Genomic DNA, 22,529 nt, shown 5'->3' on the forward strand with positions numbered 1-22,529 from the left:
TGGTCATCAATTTTAAACCTAATTCACCCATTAACCGAGGGTTTCTTTCATTGCTTTCCCTAAATCAGCAGGTGAACGCACAACCTTAACACCCGCATCTTCTAAAGCGGAGAATTTAGCTTCTGCGGTTCCCTTTCCACCACTTACAATTGCACCAGCGTGTCCCATACGCTTACCGGCTGGAGCGGTAACCCCGGCAATATAAGCAACCACGGGTTTGGTAACATAGGCTTTAATAAATTCAGCGGCATCTTCTTCAGCTTGGCCACCAATCTCACCCACCATAATAATCCCTTCGGTTTGAGAGTCTTCCTGGAAAAGTGTTAGACAATCAATAAAATTCATCCCCTGAATTGGATCACCACCAATACCTACACAAGTTGACTGCCCTAAACCATTTTGAGTAGTTTGATGAACCGCTTCATAAGTTAAGGTACCAGAACGTGAAACAATACCAATTTTACCTGGCAAGTGAATATGCCCTGGCATAATTCCTATTTTACAACCCTCTCCATCATTACCAGGAGTAATCAGGCCTGGGCAGTTAGGACCAATCAAATAGGCATCAGATTTTTCTAAAACGGCACGTACCTTAAGCATATCCGCAACGGGAATCCCTTCAGTAATACAAGTTATCACTTTAATACCCGCTGTAATCGCTTCAATAATAGAATCGGCTGCAAATGCAGGTGGTACATAAATCATAGACGCTTCTGCACCAGCTTCAGCGACTGCCTCAGCAACCGTATTAAATACGGGTAAACCTAGGTGTGTTTGACCACCTTTACCTGGCGTAACGCCACCGACCATATTCGTTCCATAGGCAATCGCTTGTTCGGAATGAAAACTCCCTTGTTTTCCTGTGAAGCCTTGGCAGATAACCTTTGTTTTGCTATCAATTAAAATACTCATCTATTATGCTCCTGCCACTTCAACAACTTTACGTGCGGCATCTGCTAAACCATCTGCCGTAATTATGCTTAAATCACTATTGGCTAAAATTTCTTTACCCAGTTCTACGTTTGTGCCTTCTAAACGAACAACAACGGGGATATTAAGTCCCACTTCTTGAACCGCTTGAATAATCCCTTCAGCAATTAAATCGCAACGGACAATTCCGCCAAAAATATTGACTAAGATAGATTTCACATCCGATGAAGATAAGATTAACTTAAAAGCTTCCGCAACACGTTCAGGCGTTGCGCCACCACCAACATCTAAGAAGTTAGCTGGATTACCGCCATTTAATTTAATTAAATCCATGGTTGCCATGGCTAAACCTGCACCATTTACCATACAACCAATATCGCCATCTAAGGCAATATAATTCAACTCATGCTCAGAGGCTTTGGCTTCACGCTCATCTTCTTGAGAAAAATCACGCAATTCAACCAGGCCTGGTTGTCTATATAAAGCATTAGGGTCAATATTGACCTTAGCATCTAAAGCAATTAAATCATTGTCTGTGGTTCTTACTAGAGGGTTAATCTCTAGTTGAGAAACATCTTTATCTAAAGCAAGTTGATAAAAACGGCTCATTAACTGCCCTAACTGTTTAAATGCTGACCCTTTTAAACCTAAAGCAAATCCTACTTCACGGCACTGATATGGCATAACACCAACCGTTGGATCAATATGCACACTAAAAATCTTTTCAGGTGTCTCTTCGGCTACCGCTTCAATATCCATACCGCCAGCAGCAGAAATGACAAACGTATGAGTACGCGTTACACGGTCAACTAAAAGACTTAAATAAAGTTCTTCTTCAATATCTAGCGTTTGCTCAATCAAAAGGCTATTAATAGGTAAAGCCTTACCCGCTGTTTGAATGGTGGCTAAAGCACTTCCTAACAGTTCACTAGAAACTTGCATCGCTTCTTCGCGAGAGCTAACCAGCTTTACGCCACCCGCTTTACCACGAGCCCCTGCGTGAATTTGAGCTTTAACAACCCATGCGTTGTCGCCAACTGCGTCTAGGGCGCTATTAAGTTCATCTAACTGGGTAATTAGCTGACCTTGCGGCACTTTTATGCCATATTCAGCAAACAAGGCTTTTGATTGATATTCATGTAAATTCATGGAAAACACTTCTCCAAAGAGTTATAGCAAACTTAGAGAGACCTTTGCACGAGACGGTTGCACGAATAAAAATGGTTAAAAACCGCCTGATTGTTGTTGTACCCCAAGGGCACTTCCGTTGGGCGAAAACTTGCCAATAGCTTGCTATTAGCTACATTTTTCGCCTAAATCAGACAATTTTTATCACATTTTTCTTTCGCGCCCCACTCGTGCAAAGGTCTCTTATATATATTCAACTTAAAAAATAAATTGCTGTTATTGTATGATTTTTAGGCGTTAAATGCATTAACAATTGCCTATTTAAAAGGTTTTAAGCCTCTTAAAACATAAGTTTTTAAATGAAACGATGACTTTAAGGTATGATTTAACTTTTAAAATAAAACTGAATTAAGGAGCGCTTGTGAGAGCGATTGTATTTCTACTATTTGTAGTGTTGATTTTTTTTATTGTGCGCTTTGTATTAAACCGCGTTATTGAAATAAGAGATAAGCAACGTCAACAAGAGTTTCAAAAAGAAAAAGCCCAACAAGCTAAAAAAAATAACAACCCAGAAGAGATGGTTCGTTGCGCAGAATGCGGCGTTCACCTACCCCAAGCAGAAGCCTATTTTGATGGTAAAGACACTTTTTGCAGCGAAGGTCATATGCAAAAATATCATGCGGAGCACGCTCACTCTAAAGAGCGATAAGAAATGGGCTCCCTAAAAAACTTTGGATATGTATTTTATGATTGTTTAAACAATCATAAAATACGGATACCCAAAACTTTTTAAGCAAAAATCTCTTCAACTTTAGCTGTAAAAATTACAGTTGCATCGGCCAAGGGATGGTTAAAATTCACAACCACCTCATCTCCCTCTAACTCATGAATAGTACCTGGTACCTCTTCTCCTGTTGGTGTATTAAATCCAATAACATGGCCTGGTTGTAACTCCATATCCGCAGGAAAGTCGGCTCGATTCATGGTCTGAAAGTTATCTGGATCAGAAACACCAAAAGCACGCTCTGGTGATAAGGTTAACTTAGCCGTTGTGCCTTGTTCCAAACCCACTAATAAACTTTCTAAAGTACTAATAAAACTACCATCACCTATCTGAAAACGAAACGGCTCATTCTCCTGAGTCTCTTCAACCAAAGTGCCATCGGGTAACTCAAGTTTAAACGTTATGGAAATTTCACTGTTTTCTGCCACTACTGGCAATGAACGTTTTTTATCAGACATAATTTACCTTTAAATTTTGTTAGAAAATGAGACCTTTGCACGAGATAGGTGCGAAAGAAAAATGAGGAAAAATTTACCTGATTGCGGTGGAAAACGCAGGGAATAGCAAGCTATTCGCAAGTTTTCCAACAAAAATCAGCTAAATTTTAACCATTTTTACTCGTGCATACTCTCGTGCAAAGGTCTCAAAATGGCTTTAAGATGATTTAAAGCGGTTTAAACAGTTTAAGCCGTTTTTTTGGAGTTTCTTTTGGGACTAGATTTAGTCGGTTTTTCAAATGAGTGAATCAATTTATTTCGCCCTAAACGTTTTGCTTTATATAAGCCTTCATCAGCGAATTTTAAGACCTCTGTAGGTGTAGTATGTTTGGTATCAGGTTCTGCTAATCCAAGACTAATCGTGACATTTACCGGTTTATCTGAAGCTTTTGTTTTATTTTTAGCATCCACATAAATCATCTGACTAGCAACTGCTTCACGTAAGCGTTCCAACTCATATTTTACCGAATGGGCTGTTTTACCAGCAAAAACAATGGCAAACTCTTCACCACCAAAACGATAAACTGATCCGCCCTTAACCGTATCCAATGTTTGTGCAACCATTTTTAAAACGATATCTCCCATATCATGCCCATGAGTATCGTTAAAGTTTTTAAAGTGATCAATATCAATCATGGCAAGCGCATAACGCTTACCTAAACCCATAAAAGATTCATTCAATGCTCTACGCCCTTTTATGCCAGTTAACTCGTCGGTATAAGCAATATGGTGAGAATCTAAAACTAAAGACAAAATCACAATAAGACCCACCATTGAAGAGACCCAAGCAATAACACCGGGTTGCATATATTGATTAAGAGCCAACCCCATTAACAATAAAACGAAGACCAACGAATGATTAAATACTCGCAACTGTTTTTGGCGATTGAGCTTTAATGACAAGATAAAACCAGCCAATAAAAAGCTCAATGTACTCGCAAAAGAGAGATGATAAAAATCAACACCCGGAAATACTTGCATCGATATAGCATCAATCCAGTGCAAATTCAGCTCACTCATAACCCAGTAAACCAACAAACCTTGAGCCACAAAAACAGCCATCGCTAAACTATTAAAAGAGTGGTTATGAATACCTTTCTCTGGCAAAACACCCCATAACAATAAATTCAGAGGGAGTAAAAAACTAAGAATCGTAAATAAAATTGAGAGCGCAATGGATATTTGCTCGGCTGGTGCAAAATAGCTAAATAATATATTAACTAACAACACACTTAACAAGACCAAAAAAGGTTGTATGCGATTAAGCCATAAACTGATAAAGCCACCCAGAATCATTACTGCATAAGGCGCATAAGCCACCAATCTCAACCAAGATTCAGGCCACTGTGAAATAGATAATGCTTGCCATACCGTAACAACAGTAAGGGTAGTCAACCAAAGGTAATGTCGAGTTAAAATAGTAATAATTGTTCTCTACTTAGTCGTTTTTATATTGAGACCTTTGCAAAGATCTCTCATATAAAAAAGCCACATCTCAAATGTGGCTTTTTAGTTAGTTAATACGGATTAAATCTTACCAAATAAACTAAACGGCTCATCCGGAACATCTTGACACTTAATTCGCCACTCTAATTGATAAGAACAAGACATTCCGCCCTGACATTGAGTATCAGAATAAGCAAATCCACCAGTTTTTCTAGCGTTTCTAGAAAGGTAAACGTAACCTTTAGGACAAACTTCTCTTGCTTCTATGCGCATAGCCCAGCTGTCTAGTTTTCTGACTGGCTCATTATATTCCGTAGATAAATTAAAGCGTTCATCATCGACCTTCTCAACACTCACATCATGAGTTACTTTTTCTAAGCCCTCTCCCGCATAGACAACGCCTTTACCAACAGAGTCCACACCATTAGATAGAGTAGAACAACCACTTAGAGCTAACAAACTAAAACCTAGAGCTACCAGGCCTGCTTGCTTTGAAAATTGAAACATTTTATTACCTTTAATTAGGTGAAATCGTTATTTAGTTGCTTTATTTAATGGCAAATATAATAGCAGAATTTCATAAAAAAGAGCATTGTTTTAAATAGAAAACATCGCCATAAAAAGGCTGAACTCTAGATTTAACAACCCTTAATTTCTCCTACAACAATAAGTTACTTTCTATTAGTAAGTTACTTTGAGACCTTTGCATGAGTGGGGCGCGAAAGAAAAATGTGGTAAAAATTGTCTGATTTAGGCGAAAAGCGAAGCTAATAGCTAGCTATTGGCAAGTTTTTCAACAACAATCAGGCGATTTTTAACCATTTTTATTCGTGCATCCGTCTCGTGCAAAGGTCTCACTTTATATTTATGGGTTCTTCTTTTGTGCCAACTTCTGAAATCACATAACACAAATTGGTATGAACTTTTTTACCATCAATTAACAGCGAGGCGCCATACGTATCTTCAGGATTTAATCGAACATCCCCCCGATAAACCTTAATTAGCTTACCCGTCATACAAGTGTAAAGTTCAACCGTTCGATTTAAACCAACCCAGTCAGATTGAAGGTTTTTAGCACTATTGGCAACCTTTTCACAACCACTTAAAGAAAACATTAAGGTTAACCCAATAATGCCCGCTAACGTCATCGAAACTAAGCGTTTTGTGTTTAATTTGAATTGATTTTGTTGCATGAACTACCACCTATAATTTTATTAATTAAACCTATTATAGCCTATTGTTTGGGAATCCCGTTTTCATCAACATTCGGTTCTGATGGATTCATCGCGCTCTCTTTAATCCCTTCCCAAGCTTTAATATAAGTTTCTTTATCACCTAATTTTTTAATATCAGAAAGCTGTCCACTCTCTTCTTCTGATTCAGATGAACCCATCTCTTTTTTTACTTCATTCCATTTCTGGGAGGCACTATCTTTTAAATCAAGCGAAGCTTCTTTTGTACTTTCCCAAGCCTCAGCCGCTAAGGATTTAGAATCTTCCCATAAGCCTGCTTGCGCAGAGTTTGTTATGGCAATCAAACCCAAAATCAATAAACTCTTTTTCATATACATCCTTAAAAACAATACCATTTACTTTGTTATCATTATTGCACTTAGATTATTACAATATAATGTTAAAAGTTTCATATTCAAGCCAATATCAAAACCAATCAAAAAGTAGACACGACTTTGAACCACTCCTCTCAGTGCCCAGCAAATAAAACATTATTAATTATTGGTTATGTTTGGCCAGAACCTAACTCATCTGCAGCCGGTAGCCGAATGATGCAGTTAATCAAATTGTTTCAAGATGACCTTTGGAATATCACTTTTGCTAGCCCCGCTAAACTTGGAGAACACCGAGTAGATTTAACCAAATCTGGCATCACTGAGCAAAACATAGAATTGAACAATGCCAGTTTTGACCAATTTATTAAAAATTTACAACCCGACCTGGTCATTTTCGATCGTTTTATGATGGAAGAACAATTTGGTTGGCGAGTAGAAAAATATGCACCTAACGCTTTAAGAGTCCTAAATACCGAAGATTTACACTCTTTAAGAGCATGCCGCCAACAAATCATTAAAGACTACTTAAAAACTAAACCCCAAGAAATCAATCTTAAAAACTTAACCTTAACCGACCAGGCCTGGTTATTCTCAAAAATGACAAAAACCGAAATAACCAAAAGAGAAATAGCCGCAATTTTCAGATGCGATTTAACCTTAATGATTTCTGAATTTGAAATTAAACTATTAAAAGAACAGTTTCAAATCCCCGCTAGACAACTTTTCTATTTGCCATTTCTTTATAAAGAGCTAGAGACTAAAAACCTTCCCACCTTTGAACAACGTCAGCATTTTGTGACCATAGGTAATTTTAGACACGACCCGAATTGGGATGCCGTTTTGTGGTTAAAAGAAGCGATTTGGCCCATCATTCGACAACAACTTCCCCAAGCAGAAATGCATATTTATGGAGCTTATCCACCACCCAAAGCCACGGCATTAAACAATCCCAAACAAGGCTTTTTAGTTAAGGGTTGGGCTGAAGATGCATTTGATGTTATTCAAAATGCCAAAGTACTGTTAGCCCCTTTAAGATTTGGTGCGGGCATAAAAGGCAAGCTTGCAGAAGCCATGTTAAATGGTACGCCTAGCGTTACAACTTTAATAGGGAAAGAGTCTATGCTCGATGACTCTAAAAGTGATTGGCCTGGTAACATTGCCAACAGTAGCAACGAGTTTGCTGACGCTGCAATTGAACTCTATCAAAATCACCAGGCCTGGTTAAATAAAAAAATAACTGGCTTTAACATAGTCAGTCAACGTTATGTTTTAAATAACAAAAAGGTTAAAGAAAAACACTCTTTACCCACACATTGTAAAGAGATGCTTGATCATTTAGAAGACCACCGTAGTCAAAATTTTATTGGCTCAATACTGAATCATCACCATCACAAAAGCACTCAATATATGGCACAATGGATAGAAGCAAAAAATAATAAGAATGAGAATTAATGAATAATTTACCCCCTAAAAAAACCGACCAACAAACATCTGAAAAACGTGAGCACCCTAATGATCCACTGCATGGTTTAAGTCTTAAAACGATTGTAAGTGAACTTGAAGAACATTATGGATGGGAAGGTTTGGCTGAAAAGATTCCAGTTAATTGTTTTAAAAGTAACCCTAGCCTAAAATCTAGTTTAACGTTTTTAAGAAAAACCCCATGGTCCAGAGAAAAAGTTGAACAACTTTATATACGCTCAAAACAAAACTGGGGAAAATACAAAAAAAGCTAGTTTAAGCAGATAAACGAATATATAAAAAAACGGGTATCCATATTTTGTGATTGATTATCCAGTATTGTAAAAATTAACCACGAAGACACAGAGGCACGAAGATAAAAAATAAATAAAAGCGATTAGAAAATCATACCCTAACGATCTTAAGTCATGCCTATAAGGCTTTGCATTTGTATAGTTTAACAGCAATTAATTTATTACGTTTAGTTTGGTTATTCGTTAAATTTAAGTTGGTATTAAACATTAGAAATCTTCGTGCTTTCGTGTCTTCGTGGTTAAAAGATTTATTTAATCAATCATAAAATACATATACCCAAAAAAACAAGCTACCAGGCCTGGTAGCTTTGAAAAAGTTCTCTATTTATTCACCTTGAGTTGATAGGTTGCATGACAACCCACACAAAGTTTTTGCATGCTCGCCAGCTTTTGCATAACCACTACCGGCTGAGCTTCTGAAGATTTTGAAATATCCGCAATTTCAGCAAAACCATAATGTAATGTTTTTAACATTACATAAAAAGACTTTGGCATTTTATTAGTCATCTCTTTTGGTAAATTTTTTAGCATTTTAGTACCAATTGGATTTGCCGTTCGATGAACCAAATCCATATCCCCTTGAAGCGAATAATCTAAAACCTCTTGCGAACCTCTTAAAAAGTTACGCATTTCCATTAAAAGCACTTCTTTTTCAACCGGATCTAACCAAATAGCTTGCCTGGTATCAATTGCCTGAGAGGTTGTGGCCATACTTGATAATGTAATGGCCAACACTACATTCAAAAATATCGAAGGGTATTTACTCATATTCAAAATTCTTTATACCACTAAAAAAACCTAAGTATAACTAAGCAGTGTAAACTTAGTGTAACAATCTTCACTTAACAGGAATAGAATTCTTTATACTCTTATCAAATAGTTTTTCTGTTAATTGAGGTTTATTATGATTCACCCTGATTCACGTGCTAAAGCCCACCACATATTAGTCGATAATGAAGAGCAATGTGTGACACTAAAGACACAAATTGATTGCTTAGAGGACTTAATTGAACTCGCTAAAACTCACTCAATCTGCCCTTCAGCAAAAATTGGCGGCGATATTGGATTAGTAAAACCTGAAATCATTGCGACTGAAATGGCTGAAGCGATTTTTAACGAACCGATAAACACCCTAATTGGCCCAATTAAAACGGTTCATGGTTATCACTTAACATGGGTAACTAAACGCCATTTAGCCAATAAAGATTAATACCAAGATTAACGACAAGATTAACGCCAATATTATCCAAACAAAAATAAATAAGGCACTCTTGAACCTACAAAATACCCTATAATCACCGCTCTTTTTAAGCTCGACCTATATTGTGAGATATCATGAAAAAAACTTATAAATTAACCCCTGAAAATCCTCAAGCTAACCGCGAGATTGAATCGATTAAAAAGGAAGTGAGAAAATACCTAAATCGTGAACGCAAAAAAGCCTTACCTAAAGGAACTAATTTTTGGGACTTTGATTGTAAGTTTGGAGCTGACGAATCAACGAGTAAAGAATTTCATGTTAGTGAAATAAACAATATCATCGACAAAGTGCAAGCCGATGGCCTAGAGTCATTTTATCTTGAAATTTTAGCTAAAGCCGTTACCCGCACTAAAAAACCTGCTGAACTTAAAGAGCTTGAACAAGAAGAGTATTTTGATGATGAGTTTGATGAAGAACTTGATGAAGATTTTCAATAAAAGTTAATCCTGAGAAGCTTTACTAGATAGCAATATCAGATAAATTCTAAACTGTAAAAAATTAACTTTCTCTGGTTAAGTTTAAAAACTTAGATTTAATCAGACAATACAGCGATTGAGAAGCCTATTTAAATATTAAGCCTTTGCCTTAAATATTGTCACACAGGCTTCCCGTTACTTTTTGCAATTTGGCAAAAAAGTAACCAAAAAACAAACCCCACTCCATAAATGGGCAAGTTCTAAGCTTGTGAACTGAAAACGCTGAACTCGCTACGCTCAAACAGCAGCGTTTTTTAAACGTTCACTACACTAAGAACCTTGCACCATTTATTACAAGGGGACTTAAGGCGTTTGCCCAAGCTTCAATATTAAGCATCACAAAAGTGGAAAATAACCCAAACCTGATAATGAATTTTTATCAAGTTAAGTTAGTAATTAACTGTTGTATTGTCAGATTAAGGTTAATTTTTACAGGTTAAGTTTATTAGCTTTGATTTCTATATAAGAATGTGAGCCGATTATTTTTTTAAACTTAGAGACTTTCTTTTTGGATTATTGACTTTAATAACCGTTTTTTTAGCCGATTTTGATGGCTTTGTCTTATGAGTTTTCTGAGGTTTTTCAAGCTTATAAGATTTAGCAACTTTACCGTCTTTTCTGTCTTGAAGAATTTGACGATATTCATCCCGAGTATGATTTTGTGCTTTGGGTCTTGAACCTTGGTCTTCTGCCGCCGTTTTACTTGAATTGACGACCGCAGCATTAATCTCTTTCATTTCTTGACTCGTTAAATAACGCCATGCACCGGGTTTTAAATCACCTAACTCAACATTCATAATTCTAGAACGCTTTAGTTTTCTAACGTTGTAACCTAAATGTTCACACATACGGCGAATCTGACGATTTAACCCTTGAGTTAAAATCATATTAAAGACAAATTGACTCTCTTTTTTAACCTTACAAGGCTTAGTGATTGTCCCTAATATAGGTACTCCACGGGACATGTGATCCAAAAAACTTTTAGTAATAGGTTTATCTACCGTTACGATATACTCTTTATCATGTGCGTTTTCAGCTCGTAATATCTTATTAACGATATCACCATCATTGGTTAAAAAGATTAAACCTTCAGAAGGTTTATCTAATCGTCCAATAGGAAAGATTCTCTGCTTATAGCCAATCGCATCAATAATATTATCTTCAATACTTGTATCTGTAATACAAATGATTCCAATGGGTTTGTTATACGCAATATAAACCCGATCTGACTTATTATCTGCCACCGCACCAATCGCTTTTCCATCAACCTTAACAATATCGCCCGATAAAACTTTAGTCCCTAATTCAGGCAATTTTCCATTTATGGTCACTCGGTTTTGCTCAATTAAACGATCCGCTTCTCTTCTTGAACAGAAACCAGAATCACTAATATATTTATTCAATCGTTTTTCAGTCGGTATTGTCAAAGCGAGTCCTAATTTCTATGCCATGAAAAAAGTGTATTAAACCATAACGAATGTTAGTCAAACATAAATAATTAGTCATTAAGGAGACCTTTAGATTCATTAATTGGCAAAATTTCAGATATTGAGCTCGTAAAAAACAAAAAAGCACCTTGCCAAAGACAAGGTGCTTAATTATTTAAGCCATTCAATTTAAATATTGTTAACCCGTTTAAACGGATAACAATAAAAAATTTATAGAGTGGTCACGTATTTTGAAATCGCTTCCATATCTGCTGTGCTTAATCCTGCTGCCATTGGCGCCATCATTCCTGTCATTGGCCCCATCTGTTCACCCGCTTTGTATTTTGTTAGCTTAGCAACAATGTCTTCTGGCTTTTGATTACTTAAGCGTGGTCCAACTCCACCTTCAGCTTTTGAACCGTGACACCCTACACACGTGGCATAAAGTTTTTCACCCGATGGTGCTGCAGCAACCACCTCAGCTGCGGCTTCTTTCACTTCCGCCACTTTCTCTTCTACCACAGCTTTAGCTTCTTCCATTGCTTTTGGTGCTGGAGCTGGCTGTAACGCAGCTTTAGGTGCTTCAACGGGAGCAGGTTGTTTTACTGCCATTGTATTTTGTTCAGCAGCTGGTGCTTTTGCAGCCGTTGTGTCGTCATTATCGCCTGAACAACCGGCTAATAATAAAGTAGAACCTAAAATTGCTGTCGTGATGACTGCAGTAGTTTTAAAATTAAAACGTTTCTTCATGTTAAATCCTTTTATTTTTGTACTTAAATTTTATACTTGAACATTATACTTAAGTTTTTTAACCGGGTTATGACAAATTCGCAACAAACATTCTTTGCAATTCAAAAAGTAAATAAAGCCTTGTATAAGAGTTTAAAACGCTTTAAACACTTATACAAGTGCTTATTCAATTGATTAGAGACCTTTGCACGAGATAGGTGCGAAAGAAAAATGAGGGAAAATTCACCTGATTGCGGCGGAAAACGCAGGGAATAGATAGCTATTCACAAGTTGTCGCCCAACGTAAGTGCCCTTGGGGTACAACAAAAATCAGGTGAATTTTTACCCTCAAGGGGCACCTAGAACCATTTTTAATCGTGCATACTCTCGTGCAAAGGTCTCGATTAGTTTAATGTGCTTATATTTCTATGTTTTTTATGTAGCTTTAACCATTATCTAATTTAGCAATACTCTACTTTAGCAGTTATTTAAAGCGAATTAATCTGCTTTTCTAAGCGTTTGATTGAAACCGGTTTGAGGGTTTTCATAGGCTGCGAAAATAATGACACTCTTAGTTCCTCAATCATCCAACGAATTTCTTCCAGGCCTGGTTGATTTTGATAAGCCGGCTCTTTGGCTAAATCCTGATACATTTTTAAGATGGGTTGAATTTCTCTAATCGATTTTTGGTCTTTATTAGGATCTAAATCCAGCTTTTGCAGACGCATTTGCAAGGCTTTTAAATAACGCTCAATTTGTTTAAACCATTTCTCAGGAGTATTACGCACAAAGTCTTTAGAAATTAACTCATCTAATTGTATTTTAATATCCGCAACCGAGGCTAACCACCGTGGGTTGACTCGCCCCCTCACTTGCTTGGCGACATTTTGATGTAAGGTAAAAATTTCATTTACTTGTTTAGCTATCTGCTGCGCTACTAAAACCCACTCTGATCGTACTTTTTCCAAAATATCATTAAACTCAGATTGCTTACGAATCTGTTCAGGATTAGAAACTAAAGTCTTTAATGCTCGGTCAATGACTTGTTGCGTTAAGTCTTGGCAAGTTCCATAAGGGGCATAACATAAACAAGCTTTTTGTAGCGGTAACTTTTTTTGTAGATATTTAACCTTATCCATTAGCAATCGTTCAATTAGCAACATAACCGCTTGAGAATGGGCATGTAAAGCAGACTGCTGATCCCCCATTAACCCTAATACAATATTTTCATCTTGAATTTGTAAAGCGGGATAAGCCAACATCTCTTTACCCTGGCTTTTAATCGTTTTACTTTCAGAGAGGTCACCAAAATCCCATTCATTAATGATACGATTTTGTGTCTTTTGTTTAGCTTGATGTTTTTGTATTTTGGCATCAACCAAGTGTTGATAGTTTTGTTTTAGAACATTCAAGTCATGACTTTCTGAGAGTTTTTTACCCTTATCATCCTCTAAAACAAAATACGGTTTTAAATGGTCTGGTAAATCGGTTTCTATAAAATCATTTAACGAAACCTTTTGATTGGCTTTACGATTCAATGCCCAAACAAGTTGATTTAAATATGACTCTTTTTTACCTACGGCTACCGTTTTATCAGGATTCATTTCAGCTAAAACTAAATCAGCGTACTGGGGAGCTGGAATAAATTGTTTACGCAATTGTTTAGGTAATGACTTAATGTAAAAAGCCGTTTTCTCTTTAAGCAGGCCTGGTGTTAACCATTCAAAGTCTTCTGCTTCTACATTATTTAAATTGGCTAACGGTAAGTGATAAATTAGACCATCGTTCTTTTTACCTGGTTCAAAATGGTAGTCTACTTCTAAAGACATTTGGTGACTTAAATGAACTTGATCAGGATAGTCATGTAACACACTATTACTGGCAGCTTGTTTCATTAAATCTTGTTCGCTTAAAAACAAAGCTTGAAGAGTCTGAGGCGATTCTTTTTCAGTTTTATTAACCCACTTTTCAAATGCGGGTTTGCTATAAAGGTGTTTAGGAATTCGTTCATCGTAAAATTGATACAACACCTCTTCATCTACCAAGAAATCAGGACGACGCAATTTGTGTTCTAGCTTTTCAATCTTTTGAATTAACGCTTGGTTGTGAACAAAAAACTGGGCTTTGGTAAATAATTGCCCTTCAACTAAACCATGACGTAAGAAGATTTTATGCGACTCTTTTGGGTTAATTGGTCCATAATTACAGTGGCGTTTGGTCACAATGGGCAAACCATACAAAGTGATGGATTCGTAAGCACCAACTTGACCATTTTTCTTTTGCCAATGCGGGTCACTGTAACTGTGCTTGATAAGATGTTTAGCTAAACTTTCTACCCAACGCACGTCTATGGTAGCATTGGTACGAGCATAAAGTTTGGTTGTTTCAACCAGTTCAGCGGATAACATCCATTTAGGTTTACGCTTAAACAGACTTGAACTCGGATGAATAAACAACTTAGTATTACGCGCTCCCAGATAAGATTTTTCGTCATCACGTGTTGCCACATTACCCAGTAAACCAGCCAATAGAGAACGGTGTACCGCAATACTATGTATATCGCTTAAACGCTCAGTGACTTCACCCTCTTGGCCATTAGGAAGTTTTTTACGAACTTCTTCAAACAGATGCAACTCACCGACTTTCATGCCAATGCGTTTTAAACTTTGCTCCAATTGAATGGTTAACTCATGCCACTCTTTCATGCGCATATAGTTTAAAAAATTGGTTTTACAAAGCTTACGTAACTTGTTTTGCGATAAGTGACGGCGTTGATGCTCATAAAAGTGCCAAAGATTTAAAAAGAATAAGAAATCTGAACGTTCATCTTCAAACGGTTTATGTGCGGTACGTGCTGCCTGCATAGTGGTTTCATTAATGTCACGTGGGTCTTGAATACTAAGAACGGCGGCAATAATCAAAACCTCCGCTAGAACCCCATTTTTCTCAGCTTCAATCACCATTTTAGCCACACTCGGATCTATCGGTAGCTTTGCAATTTGGCGACCCTGTTCCGTCAAACGACGTTTATCATCTAAAGCGCCTAACTCATGTAGTTGTCTAAAACCATCATTAATGGCTTTATCATTAGGGGCTTCAATAAATGGAAAACGATTCACCGCACCTAACTGCAATTGAGTCATGGTCAAGATGACCGATGACAATGAGGTACGATGAATCTCAGGATCGGTAAATTCCGGTCTTGAATTAAAATCGTCTTTTGCGTATAAACGAATACAAATACCATCACTCACACGACCACAACGACCTTTACGTTGATTAGCAGAAGCTTGGGAAATTTTTTCGATAGGTAAACGCTGAACTTTATTACGCACACTGTAACGGCTAATTCTTACCAGGCCTGGGTCTATCACATACTTAATACCTGGCACCGTTAAAGAGGTTTCCGCTACGTTAGTACTTAAGATAATGCGGCGTTTTTGAGACGTTTGAAATACCTTTTGTTGTTCACTCATTGATAAACGAGCATATAACGGCACAATTTCAGTATTTTTATGCTGGTGTTTTCTTAAGGCTTCAGCAGTTTCTTTAATGTCTCTTTCACCCACCTGAAACACTAAAACATCACCAAATGGGTCTTCTTTACCGAGTTCATCAACGGCATCAATAATGCCCGTCATCATATCCTGCTCTATTTCATTACCTGCATCGTCTTCATACACCGACAATGGGCGATAACGTAATTCAACCGGATAAGTGCGCCCTGAAACTTCAACCACAGGAGGTCGTTGACCATTAATAGTAAAGTGTTCTGCAAAACGTTGGGTATCAATTGTGGCTGAGGTAATAATGACTTTTAAATCGGGGCGTTTTGGTAATAGCTGTTTAAGTATTCCTAATAAAAAATCGATATTAATACTGCGTTCATGGGCTTCATCAATAATAATCGCTTCATATTGGCTAAGGTAACGGTCATTTTGCACTTCAGCCAATAAAATCCCATCCGTCATCACTTTTATTAAGCTATGCTCATGTACCTGGTCCAAAAAACGTACTTGATAACCGACGATTTTTCCAAGCGACGAACCGAGTTCTTCAGAAATTCGTTCTGCCACACTACGAGCCGCCAAGCGGCGCGGTTGAGTACAACCAATTTTACCGTGCAAACCCAAACCCGCTTCTAAACAAATCTTAGGGATTTGTGTGGTTTTACCTGAACCCGTTTCCCCGGCTATGACCACCACTTGATTATGCTTAATCAACTCTACCAACCCGTCTTTTTTACTGGCAACGGGCAGAGCTTCATCATAATCAATCTTTGGTAAAGTCTTTTGACGAGCTTCAACTTTTAATAAAGAATCTTGCAATCGCTTGGTGAGCTTTAACCAGGCCTGGTTGTTTTCTAATTCTTCAGCCGAAAACTTTTCAAAAGCCCCTTGATTAAAAGCTCTTTTAAGAAAGAAACGGTCTTTAATCATGCAACGCTGAATGGCATTTTTAATATTTTTAACAGAAAAGCTTTGGGTTGACGAATTGAGCATAAGTATAGATAATAACCAGATAAATGTTTTATATAGTATTATTGTTTTTCAAGTACATGAAAAAGCAAAATAAAACGCTTATTATAACAAATACAATCTCTACTCATTCACTAACACAGGGCAGTCAATCATGAAAATTCGTCAGTTATTTGATTACGATACTTGGACTTACACCTATTTAATCTGGGATGAGGCTACCAAAGAAGCCGCAGTGGTCGATTCAGTTTTAGAACAAGTTGAACGTGATATGCAACATATTGAAGAATTAGGACTAAAAGTAAAATACCTTTTAGAAACACATATCCATGCAGACCACATCACAGGCGCTGGCCCAATCCGTAAACGCACTGGTGCAAAAATTGCAGTTCACTCTAAATCGGGTTCTGAATGTGCGGATATTCTGACGAATGATGGCGATATGTTTAAATTAGGTGAACAAGAAATTAAAGTGCTGTATACACCTGGTCACACTGACAATGACAGCACCTACTTAATTGAAGGCGCTGCATTTACCGGAGATACCTTATTTGTTCGTGATTGCGGTCGTACTGACTTTCAATTAGGTAGCAACGAAAACATGTACCATTCACTCACAGAAAAACTTTTTAGCTTACCTGAAGACACATTGGTGTTCCCTGCGCATGACTATAAAGGTTTTAGTCAATCGACGATTGGTGAAGAAAAACAATTTAATTCGCGTGTAGGGAATGGCAAATCGTTTAACGACTTTTCAATCATTATGGACGGTTTAAACCTTCCTAACCCAAAACGTTTAGATATTTCAGTTCCTGGTAACCTAAAATGTGGAGACTTAGAAGACTAAGATACTTACAAGCTGAAAGTTAAAAGTTAAAAGTTAAAAGTTAATATACAAAAAAGCCCGATTGAAACTATGTTCATCGGGCTTTTTTTGTGATTTTAGAATTTAAAACTATAAGAGACCTTTGCACGAGACAGGGGCACAAGAAAAACAAGATAGAATTCTTTAGATTTAGGCTAAAAAATACGCATAATAACTAGTTATTGGGCGGATTTTTTAGCTTGAAGATAGAGAATTATAGCTGTTTTTATGTGTTCATGGTCTCGTGCAAAGGTCTCTATAAATATTAAGAATGATTCAGATTGCGCCTAAAATTTGTTAGGTCAAGCAAGTTAATGTGAGCTTACAAGTGTAAATGACCATTTCCTGACGCAGAGATAACAAATTTTAGGAGTGAGCTGAATTATTGCGAAGAATTAATGAACTTCTAATACTTCTACTTTGTAGTCTAAAGTTTTATCCGCTAGAGGGTGATTACCGTCAAGATAAACCTTGTCTTCAGTCACTTCTATAATACGGAAAGTAATGGTATTACCTTCTGGGTCTTCAGTTTCTACGGATGAACCCACTTCAATTTCTACATTATCATCAAAATTTTCTGGGCCTGCAAATACCACTAAATCGTCATTAGTTAAGCCATAAGCTTTTTCTGGAGGAATACTTACTTTGGCTTCAAAACCAGGCTCTTCACCTTGCATAAACTCTTCAAGACCTTCAATAATTTCACCTTCACCTTGAATATAAATCACAGGTTCACCACCAAATGTCGAATCTAAAACATTGCCTTTATCATCACGTAATTCATAATGAAATGTAACTCGACTGCCTTTTTTAATCTTCATAACTCAACCTTTTGAATTTGTTTTGCTTTAAAATGGTGAACGATATTTTACAGCAAAGAGAATTTGAATGCGTCAGATAATATTAGATACTGAAACGACCGGTTTTGAGCCGCACAATGGCGATAGAATTATTGAAATTGGTGCTGTTGAAATGTTTAAGCGTCGTTTAACAAATAACAATTATCATCAATACATTTATCCTGAAAGAACCGTTCCGCAAGATGCGATTGATGTTCACGGTATTACTGACGAGTTTTTGCAAGACAAGCCCGTATTTGCCAAAGTAGCAGATGCATTTATGGAATACGTTGCTGGAGCGGAACTGATTATTCATAACGCACCGTTCGATGTTGGCTTTATTAACCATGAACTCTCTTTGTTACCCGGAAATAAGTGGGGCAAAATTGAAGACCATTGTGTGATTACTGACTCACTAAAAATGGCGCGTAAATCTTATCCAGGCCAACGAAATTCGTTAGATGCGTTATGCAAGCGCTTAGGAATTGATAACTCTAACCGAACCTTACACGGCGCTTTACTCGATTCTGAAATTTTAGCAGACGTGTACTTAATAATGACGGGTGGGCAAACAGCATTAACCCTAAATGCCGGCAGTCAAGATGCTGATACCGACGCTGAAAGCAAAGTACAGGTAAGAAGCGACCGCCCTGCACTTAAAATATTAAAAGCGACTGATGCTGAAATTTTATTACATCAGAAAAAACTAGAAGAAATTTCTAAGAAATCTGGACAAGAGCTCGTCTGGTAGGCTTTATTCAGAACAGTATATCTAACCAACAATTAAAGAGAGCTTTTATTTGATTGTCTAGATTTAGATTGTCTAGAAGTTGATTCTCTTGATACCGAGACTCCATTCTTAACCCCTCTCCATTTCGGTAAATGCCACTTTAGCCCAACTAAAGTCGGCGCATCTACTTTTTTCTTAGCAACTAAACAGTACACATTACCAAAGTCTAAACCAATGCCTTTTAAAGACTCTTCAACCTTTTCTATTATTTTAGTCCAAACTTTATACTTTCCATTATTGGTAAAACACATTACTGAACTGTGTTCCACCAGCGTCACCTCATAACCCAATACCTCAAGCCACTCTTTAAGCCGGCTTGCTCGGTGGAAATTTGCCTTATTAAAAGAGGTTAAAGAAGAAAAGTATTTAAGTCTAAAAGGAATACAAGCATAAGGATTAAACCCTGTTAATACAATATGCCCTTCTGGCACGAGCATCGTATCGACTTGTCTTAGCAGGTAATAAGGATCATCAATGGTTTCTAAGGTATGCGGTAAAAAAACCACATCGACTTTATCACGAGCAATGGGTAGAAAATCTAACTCTGCTTGAATCCAATTCACGTCTTTTGATTGCGCCGGTAAGTCACTTAGTTTTTTATCGACTAACAATTTAGTCACTACCCGGCTATTCGCAACCAAATTTTCGTTAGAAACGCAGCCCAGCTGAACCAAAAAATATCCAAAAACACGATTAAGAGCTTTATCAACCAATTTTTTTTCTTGTTTGTAAACTACCAGGCCTGGTGGAGTTTGAAACCAATGCCTTAAAAACGTTTGAAAACCTTGATTCATCGTGCTTTTCCCACTATTTACAGTATATTTTTGATATCATTAGCGCCAATTATAGCAATTGCTTATGGGATCTTATATGAATATCGTTGGTTTACCTGCCTTTGTCGGCACCTATGACAACTATATTTGGGTTATTCATAATCATGTCAATGCTTGGGTGGTTGACCCAGGAGAATCTCAACAAGTATTAGATTACCTAGAACAGCACCAGCTTAAGTTGCAAGCTATTTTAATTACCCATCAACATTTTGACCATGTTGACGGAATTGATGCGTTATTAGCTACTTTTCCCAATGCTACCGTTTATGGCCCGGCGAAAAGCTCTCTAGCGAGTATTCAAATTAAGTGCCAAGAAGGTGATGTCATTCAGCTAGCAGAAGACTTGCAGTTTAGCGTGATGGAAACACCCGGCCACACCAAAGATCACATTGTTTTTTATAATAATCAATTACTATTCTGTGGAGACACCTTATTTACTGCAGGTTGTGGTCGAATTTTAGGCGGTACGGTGCAGCAGTTTAGCCAATCGATTCTTAAGCTTCGTGAGCTACCCGATGAACTCCAATTTTTCTCTGCACATGAATATACATTAAGTAACCTTGGATTTGCAGAACTAGCAGAACCTGAAAACAAGCTATTAGCAAAGAGAATAACCCAAACTACCATCAATTACCCGAGTATTCATCAAGGAGCACAATCCACTTTAGGCGAAGAGAAAGACACCAACCCTTTCCTAAGGTTTGATACCCCCAAACTAAAAGCAAGATTGCTTGAACGTGGAGCCCAAGACTCTAAAGAAAGCTTATTTTCTGAGCTAAGAGCTTGGAAAGATGAATACGACCATAATCATTAGAGTAGAACGACAAAAAACTTATGTTATCCCCTTCTATAAAAAAATTACCGTTAATGACAATTAAATTCAAATCACTAAGCTTTGGTCTAGTCAGCAGTCTGGGTCTAGTCACTCTTGGTTTAAGCTCTCTACTGTTAACCGGCTGCATTTCTAATTCAACGCTAAAATCAGAGCCCTCTAAAACTCTACTTTCAAAAACAAGCAATCCCGCTCAACCCCAGATAAACGCCGAAGTTACAACGGATGATTTCAAGGTAAAGCTGCAAGAAAATATATACCACCCTATTATCTGGGATGAAATGCGTTATAAGTTTGATTTAGCAGATGAACATTTCGAACATTACGCTGACTTTCTAGGGTTTTACCATAGTCGAAAAACTCATCTTAAACGTGTCTCTGAACGAGCAAAGCCCTATCTATACTTTATTCTTAGTGAAGTAAAAAAACGCAATATGCCTTATGAGATTGCTCTATTACCCGCTGTAGAAAGTGGATTTAGACCCATTGCTCGTTCTCATCAGAAAGCCGTCGGATTGTGGCAATTTATACCAAGCACCGGCGACCTGTATGACTTAGATCAAACTTGGTGGTATGACGGCCGCAAAGATATAGTAGAAAGTACACGTGCCGCATTAGACTACTTGCAAAAACTTTATAAGCTTAATAACAACGACTGGTTACTAGCTTTAGCCTCTTACAATGCTGGACTAGGTAATGTCTATAAAGCACAAAGAAAATATCGAAAAGCAAATAAAGACCGAGCCAATATTGCCAAATACCAACCTAACTTTTGGGAAATACAACAATTTCTCCCTAAAGAGACCCAAAGTTATGTACCCAAATTATTATCCATGGCACATATTATTGAATATGCAAACCGTTTTAATATAGCTCTTGAACCGATTGCCAATCATGCCTATTTCTCGCAAATTGTTTTAGACAAACAAGTTTCTTTAGGGCAAGTTGCCAAGCTATCATCAACCACTAGAGAAGTTCTTGCTTCACTTAATCCCGGCTTTCATCAACCTGCCACCCCACCAAATGGGCCATACGATCTACTTCTTCCTGTAGACAAAGCAGAGACGTTTGAAAAGCAGATTGAAAACAATCAAGCAATCTTTGATATTCACTGGCAAAAACACAAAATTCGTTCAGGTGATAGCTTGAGTGTTATTGCTCATAAATATAAAACCTCTGCCAAAGCAATTAAACGCCTAAATGGAATGAAGAGTTCTAGAATTAGAGCGGGAAAAACCTTATTAATTCCCATTCCTGCTGACAAATTCAGTTTAGTTAAAACCCAATTGGCATCGGCATCTCAAGCTAAGTTACATTCTAAAAAAACGCTTCATAAACATGCTGAAAGCACACATAATGATAAGCATAATCATAAACATACCGTTAAGTCAGGTGAGTCATTATGGTTATTAGCTAAAAAATATAACCTAAGCACTAAACAGATCGCCTCTAGAAATCATCTCTCTGTAAAAACAGCATTGAGAATTGGTCAACAATTAATTATTCCAAATTATGAACAGAGAGTAAAAATCGAGCACACCCTAAAAGAAGGTGAAAGCCTTTGGTTAGTGGCGAAACATTATGACGTTCACTCTAAAGATATTGCCGCTTGGAATCATATTTCAACCAAAAAAATCCTTCAACCCGGCATGAAACTGACTATTTGGAGTAAACAATCGTCATTAAAATATGTTGTAAAAACAGGGGATAATTTATGGAATATTGCAAAAGCAAATCAACTTTCTGCCAAAAAACTCGCCTCACACAATAACTTATCACTCAAAAGTTTGCTTAAACCGGGTCAGGTAATCAAAATTCCACTTGATACAGGTAAAAACACTTAGATTAATGCGAATAAGGACTAAATCCTAA

Annotated in this window: 22 protein-coding genes; 9 read left to right on the forward strand and 13 right to left on the reverse strand. The window is 37.2% G+C overall.

Features of this window, described 5'->3' with window-relative positions:
- Positions 1-30 precede the first annotated feature (30 nt).
- The gene (gene sucD / locus BS34_RS0106410) at positions 31-912 is read right to left on the reverse strand and encodes a succinate--CoA ligase subunit alpha (RefSeq protein ID WP_029407708.1); all 882 of its coding nucleotides are present in this window, start codon (positions 910-912) and stop codon (positions 31-33) included.
- A 3-nt stretch (positions 913-915) separates the two neighbouring features.
- Complete coding sequence (gene sucC, locus BS34_RS0106415; RefSeq protein WP_029407709.1) at positions 916-2,079, reverse strand: ADP-forming succinate--CoA ligase subunit beta; 1,164 nt, start codon at positions 2,077-2,079, stop codon at positions 916-918.
- A 400-nt stretch (positions 2,080-2,479) separates the two neighbouring features.
- Here sucC and BS34_RS0106420 point away from each other — a divergent pair, with 400 nt between their 5' ends.
- A complete protein-coding gene (locus BS34_RS0106420; RefSeq protein ID WP_029407710.1) occupies positions 2,480-2,767 on the forward strand; it encodes a PP0621 family protein in 288 nt (95 codons plus the stop codon).
- A gap of 80 nt (positions 2,768-2,847) precedes the next feature.
- On the opposite strand, the gene BS34_RS0106425 is transcribed toward BS34_RS0106420, so the two are convergent.
- From BS34_RS0106425 to BS34_RS0106445, 5 genes are all read right to left on the reverse strand, one after another.
- Positions 2,848-3,300 carry an FKBP-type peptidyl-prolyl cis-trans isomerase gene (locus BS34_RS0106425; RefSeq protein WP_029407711.1) on the reverse strand — a complete coding sequence of 151 codons (453 nt, stop codon included), beginning with the start codon at positions 3,298-3,300 and terminating at the stop codon, positions 2,848-2,850.
- 225 nt (positions 3,301-3,525) lie between these two features.
- On the reverse strand, positions 3,526-4,734 hold the full coding sequence (locus BS34_RS12590) for a GGDEF domain-containing protein (protein WP_051640721.1): 1,209 nt from the start codon (positions 4,732-4,734) through the stop codon (positions 3,526-3,528).
- Between the two features lie 132 nt (positions 4,735-4,866).
- Positions 4,867-5,292, reverse strand: coding sequence for a hypothetical protein (locus BS34_RS12595; RefSeq protein ID WP_051640722.1), 426 nt, complete (start codon positions 5,290-5,292; stop codon positions 4,867-4,869).
- A gap of 347 nt (positions 5,293-5,639) precedes the next feature.
- Positions 5,640-5,978 (reverse strand): DUF5052 family protein, encoded by a 339-nt coding sequence (locus BS34_RS0106440; RefSeq protein ID WP_233993152.1) that lies wholly within the window; start codon positions 5,976-5,978, stop codon positions 5,640-5,642.
- A 41-nt stretch (positions 5,979-6,019) separates the two neighbouring features.
- Entirely contained in the window at positions 6,020-6,349 is a 330-nt protein-coding gene (locus tag BS34_RS0106445) for a hypothetical protein (protein WP_029407715.1), read from the reverse strand.
- 123 nt (positions 6,350-6,472) lie between these two features.
- Between BS34_RS0106445 and BS34_RS0106450 the strand changes: the two genes are divergently transcribed.
- Both BS34_RS0106450 and BS34_RS0106455 read left to right on the forward strand, forming a co-directional pair.
- Positions 6,473-7,804: a glycosyltransferase gene (locus BS34_RS0106450; protein WP_029407716.1), complete on the forward strand. Its 1,332-nt coding sequence runs from the start codon at positions 6,473-6,475 to the stop codon at positions 7,802-7,804.
- On the forward strand, positions 7,804-8,088 hold the full coding sequence (locus BS34_RS0106455) for a VF530 family protein (protein ID WP_051640723.1): 285 nt from the start codon (positions 7,804-7,806) through the stop codon (positions 8,086-8,088). The genes BS34_RS0106450 and BS34_RS0106455 overlap by 1 nt, the downstream gene beginning before the upstream one ends.
- Positions 8,089-8,448: 360 nt before the next feature.
- On the opposite strand, the gene BS34_RS0106460 is transcribed toward BS34_RS0106455, so the two are convergent.
- Complete coding sequence (locus tag BS34_RS0106460; protein ID WP_029407718.1) at positions 8,449-8,895, reverse strand: hypothetical protein; 447 nt, start codon at positions 8,893-8,895, stop codon at positions 8,449-8,451.
- A gap of 136 nt (positions 8,896-9,031) precedes the next feature.
- Here BS34_RS0106460 and BS34_RS0106465 point away from each other — a divergent pair, with 136 nt between their 5' ends.
- Positions 9,032-9,337, forward strand: a complete 306-nt coding sequence (locus tag BS34_RS0106465) for a peptidylprolyl isomerase (protein WP_029407719.1) — start codon at positions 9,032-9,034, stop codon at positions 9,335-9,337.
- Between the two features lie 125 nt (positions 9,338-9,462).
- Positions 9,463-9,825 (forward strand): DUF6172 family protein, encoded by a 363-nt coding sequence (locus BS34_RS0106470; RefSeq protein ID WP_029407720.1) that lies wholly within the window; start codon positions 9,463-9,465, stop codon positions 9,823-9,825.
- A 518-nt stretch (positions 9,826-10,343) separates the two neighbouring features.
- On the opposite strand, the gene rluF is transcribed toward BS34_RS0106470, so the two are convergent.
- The 3 genes from rluF to hrpA form a co-directional block, all read right to left on the reverse strand.
- The gene (rluF, locus tag BS34_RS0106475) at positions 10,344-11,291 is read right to left on the reverse strand and encodes a 23S rRNA pseudouridine(2604) synthase RluF (protein WP_029407721.1); all 948 of its coding nucleotides are present in this window, start codon (positions 11,289-11,291) and stop codon (positions 10,344-10,346) included.
- 231 nt (positions 11,292-11,522) lie between these two features.
- The gene (locus BS34_RS13115; protein WP_233993153.1) at positions 11,523-12,041 is read right to left on the reverse strand and encodes a c-type cytochrome; all 519 of its coding nucleotides are present in this window, start codon (positions 12,039-12,041) and stop codon (positions 11,523-11,525) included.
- 467 nt (positions 12,042-12,508) lie between these two features.
- A complete protein-coding gene (hrpA, locus tag BS34_RS0106485) occupies positions 12,509-16,522 on the reverse strand; it encodes an ATP-dependent RNA helicase HrpA (protein ID WP_029407723.1) in 4,014 nt (1,337 codons plus the stop codon).
- Positions 16,523-16,652: 130 nt separating this feature from the next.
- Here hrpA and BS34_RS0106490 point away from each other — a divergent pair, with 130 nt between their 5' ends.
- Complete coding sequence (locus BS34_RS0106490) at positions 16,653-17,345, forward strand: MBL fold metallo-hydrolase (RefSeq protein WP_029407724.1); 693 nt, start codon at positions 16,653-16,655, stop codon at positions 17,343-17,345.
- 413 nt (positions 17,346-17,758) lie between these two features.
- Here BS34_RS0106490 and BS34_RS0106495 read toward each other — a convergent pair whose 3' ends face one another.
- Complete coding sequence (locus BS34_RS0106495; protein WP_029407725.1) at positions 17,759-18,184, reverse strand: FKBP-type peptidyl-prolyl cis-trans isomerase; 426 nt, start codon at positions 18,182-18,184, stop codon at positions 17,759-17,761.
- A 67-nt stretch (positions 18,185-18,251) separates the two neighbouring features.
- Here BS34_RS0106495 and dnaQ point away from each other — a divergent pair, with 67 nt between their 5' ends.
- Complete coding sequence (gene dnaQ / locus BS34_RS0106500) at positions 18,252-18,953, forward strand: DNA polymerase III subunit epsilon (protein ID WP_029407726.1); 702 nt, start codon at positions 18,252-18,254, stop codon at positions 18,951-18,953.
- A gap of 32 nt (positions 18,954-18,985) precedes the next feature.
- Here the strand turns inward: dnaQ and BS34_RS0106505 are convergent, their stop codons facing one another.
- A complete protein-coding gene (locus BS34_RS0106505) occupies positions 18,986-19,786 on the reverse strand; it encodes a class I SAM-dependent methyltransferase (RefSeq protein WP_051640724.1) in 801 nt (266 codons plus the stop codon).
- A gap of 76 nt (positions 19,787-19,862) precedes the next feature.
- On the opposite strand from BS34_RS0106505, the gene gloB reads away from it, so the two are divergent.
- Together gloB and BS34_RS0106515 are read left to right on the forward strand one after the other, a co-directional pair.
- Positions 19,863-20,639 carry a hydroxyacylglutathione hydrolase gene (gloB, locus tag BS34_RS0106510; protein ID WP_038126299.1) on the forward strand — a complete coding sequence of 259 codons (777 nt, stop codon included), beginning with the start codon at positions 19,863-19,865 and terminating at the stop codon, positions 20,637-20,639.
- 53 nt (positions 20,640-20,692) lie between these two features.
- A complete protein-coding gene (locus BS34_RS0106515) occupies positions 20,693-22,501 on the forward strand; it encodes a lytic transglycosylase (protein ID WP_158660984.1) in 1,809 nt (602 codons plus the stop codon).
- The last annotated feature ends 28 nt before the right edge of the window (positions 22,502-22,529 follow it).

It is taken from the genome of Thiomicrorhabdus sp. Milos-T2 (genome assembly GCF_000702325.1).
Classification (GTDB): Bacteria; Pseudomonadota; Gammaproteobacteria; order Thiomicrospirales; family Thiomicrospiraceae; genus Thiomicrorhabdus.

Coding starts and splice junctions, on each gene's coding strand:
- sucD (WP_029407708.1), bottom strand. CDS start 912: ATGAGTATTTTAATTGATAGCAAAACAAAGGTTATCTGCCAAGGCTTC.
- sucC (WP_029407709.1), bottom strand. CDS start 2,079: ATGAATTTACATGAATATCAATCAAAAGCCTTGTTTGCTGAATATGGC.
- BS34_RS0106425 (WP_029407711.1), bottom strand. CDS start 3,300: ATGTCTGATAAAAAACGTTCATTGCCAGTAGTGGCAGAAAACAGTGAA.
- BS34_RS12595 (WP_051640722.1), bottom strand. CDS start 5,292: ATGTTTCAATTTTCAAAGCAAGCAGGCCTGGTAGCTCTAGGTTTTAGT.
- BS34_RS0106440 (WP_233993152.1), bottom strand. CDS start 5,978: ATGCAACAAAATCAATTCAAATTAAACACAAAACGCTTAGTTTCGATG.
- BS34_RS0106445 (WP_029407715.1), bottom strand. CDS start 6,349: ATGAAAAAGAGTTTATTGATTTTGGGTTTGATTGCCATAACAAACTCT.
- BS34_RS0106455 (WP_051640723.1), top strand. CDS start 7,804: ATGAATAATTTACCCCCTAAAAAAACCGACCAACAAACATCTGAAAAA.
- BS34_RS0106460 (WP_029407718.1), bottom strand. CDS start 8,895: ATGAGTAAATACCCTTCGATATTTTTGAATGTAGTGTTGGCCATTACA.
- BS34_RS0106465 (WP_029407719.1), top strand. CDS start 9,032: ATGATTCACCCTGATTCACGTGCTAAAGCCCACCACATATTAGTCGAT.
- BS34_RS0106470 (WP_029407720.1), top strand. CDS start 9,463: ATGAAAAAAACTTATAAATTAACCCCTGAAAATCCTCAAGCTAACCGC.
- BS34_RS13115 (WP_233993153.1), bottom strand. CDS start 12,041: ATGAAGAAACGTTTTAATTTTAAAACTACTGCAGTCATCACGACAGCA.
- hrpA (WP_029407723.1), bottom strand. CDS start 16,522: ATGCTCAATTCGTCAACCCAAAGCTTTTCTGTTAAAAATATTAAAAAT.
- BS34_RS0106490 (WP_029407724.1), top strand. CDS start 16,653: ATGAAAATTCGTCAGTTATTTGATTACGATACTTGGACTTACACCTAT.
- BS34_RS0106495 (WP_029407725.1), bottom strand. CDS start 18,184: ATGAAGATTAAAAAAGGCAGTCGAGTTACATTTCATTATGAATTACGT.
- dnaQ (WP_029407726.1), top strand. CDS start 18,252: ATGCGTCAGATAATATTAGATACTGAAACGACCGGTTTTGAGCCGCAC.
- BS34_RS0106505 (WP_051640724.1), bottom strand. CDS start 19,786: ATGAATCAAGGTTTTCAAACGTTTTTAAGGCATTGGTTTCAAACTCCA.
- gloB (WP_038126299.1), top strand. CDS start 19,863: ATGAATATCGTTGGTTTACCTGCCTTTGTCGGCACCTATGACAACTAT.
- BS34_RS0106515 (WP_158660984.1), top strand. CDS start 20,693: ATGACAATTAAATTCAAATCACTAAGCTTTGGTCTAGTCAGCAGTCTG.